This window comes from Rhodosalinus sp. K401, assembly GCF_041365735.1.
In the GTDB taxonomy this organism is placed as follows: domain Bacteria; phylum Pseudomonadota; class Alphaproteobacteria; order Rhodobacterales; family Rhodobacteraceae; genus Rhodosalinus.
Genome location: NZ_JBGFSI010000039.1, coordinates 1 through 1,568 on the forward strand (window position 1 = coordinate 1; position 1,568 = coordinate 1,568).

Annotated in this window: 3 protein-coding genes; 2 read left to right on the forward strand and 1 reads right to left on the reverse strand. The window is 67.7% G+C overall.

What is annotated here, in order from left to right; all coding sequences use genetic code 11:
* Together AB6A66_RS17385 and AB6A66_RS17390 are read left to right on the forward strand one after the other, a co-directional pair.
* Positions 1-403 (forward strand): type II toxin-antitoxin system RelE/ParE family toxin (locus tag AB6A66_RS17385; RefSeq protein WP_371056886.1); only part of this gene is annotated, 403 nt, incomplete at its 5' end.
* On the forward strand, positions 400-690 hold the full coding sequence (locus AB6A66_RS17390; RefSeq protein WP_371056887.1) for a helix-turn-helix domain-containing protein: 291 nt from the start codon (positions 400-402) through the stop codon (positions 688-690). The genes AB6A66_RS17385 and AB6A66_RS17390, both read left to right, overlap by 4 nt.
* 3 nt (positions 691-693) lie before the next feature.
* On the opposite strand, the gene AB6A66_RS17395 is transcribed toward AB6A66_RS17390, so the two are convergent.
* The coding region (locus AB6A66_RS17395; protein ID WP_371056888.1) for a terminase gpA endonuclease subunit at positions 694-1,568 on the reverse strand (875 nt) is incomplete at its 5' end.

Sequence of the window (1,568 nt, forward strand, 5' to 3'; positions counted from 1 at the left end):
CGGACATGAGCAATCCCTTGGGTGCGTCATTGACATATGCGCCATTGGCGCATACACAGGTATGACCATCGTGACTGTCGCCGAGACGCCCGAGTTCCAGCGCCGCGCCCGCGCCATCATGAGCGACGAGGAACGGATGGCGCTGATCGATTACATCGCCCGCAACCCCACAACCGGGGTCTCGCTTGGCGGTGGCGTGCGAAAGGTGCGCTTTGCGCGCGACGGGGGCGGCAAGAGCGGCGGATATCGTGTCATTCACTTTTACGGCGGCGACGTTGGCATTCCGGTCTTTCTGATCACCGTCTTCGCCAAGAACGAAAAGGCCAATCTGACCCGGGCGGAAACGGAAACGGTCAAGTCTCTCGGCAAACTGCTGGCCGACAGCTACAGGAGCGCAAGATGAGCGACGCATTCAAGAGCATCGAACAGGGCCTCAAGGAGGCCATTGCCCATGCCCAAGGCGAAGGGGCGGTCACGATCCACGAGATCGATATCCCCGACGCGGACGTCCAGGCCATCCGCGCCCGCACCGGCCTGTCGCAGGCCGAATTTGCCCGGAGCATCGGCGTGAAGAAGTCCACGCTTCTGAACTGGGAACAGCACCGGCGTTCGCCAGAGGGGCCGGCCCGCGTCCTGCTTGCGCTGATCGACAAGGATCCGAGTATCGTTCAGCGCACCCTGACGGGTTGAGCCTCACCCCATGTAACTCGATCGCCGCGTCTGCCGCCGCGGCGCCGGGCGGGGCGCGGGCCTCGCTGGCGTCTCTCCGTCCGCCGCGGGCGTCTCCACCGCCAGTTGCCGCTCCAGGTCCTGCCAGCGGGCCTCGGACCATCGGTCGGCCCCGGCGATCCAGGCGGCGGCGCGGGCGTAGACCCGGCAGTCCAGCGCCTCGTTGCGCTCGCGCAGCTTCTGCCATTCAAGCTTCGCGAAGCCGCGCTTGCCCTTGACCGTGACCAGCTGCTCGGCGGTCAGCTGCTTGAGCCATTCGCCGTCAGCCCATGTCGGAAGATGCACCGTTCCCGGCGGAAACGGTGCACCGGCCGTGACCTCTTCCGCGGTCGGCCGATCCTGCCGCAGGAACCGGTAGGTCTCGGCCTTGAAGGTCGCCGTGGCCACGGACCACAGCCGCGCGCCGCGCCGCAGGCGCTTGCCCGCGACGGTCGCGTCGACATAGGTCGGCCCCGTCACCGGGCTGGCGCGGTTGAACCCGTCGAGCCCCTTCACCGGCGCGACCTGCGCGAAGCCGACCTGCCGGGCCCAGCCATAGACCGCGCTGGTCTCGAACCCGGTGTCGATCGCCAGCCGCGTGATCGCCAGATGCTCGCCGGAGGCATGGGACCATGTGCGCCCCAGCAGATCGGTCAGTTGCTGCCAGCAGGCCGGATCACCGGGGCCGCCCTCGATGACGGCATGATCGACGAGCCAGCTTTCCAGCCCGCGGCCCCAGGCCCAGACATCGACCTCGATCCGGTCCTTCTGCACGTCGGCGCCGGCCGTCAGGAACAGACCCTTGTCCGGCACGATGCCCGGTCTCCACGACTCGCGCCTGTCCGCCAGCCGCTGCCAGT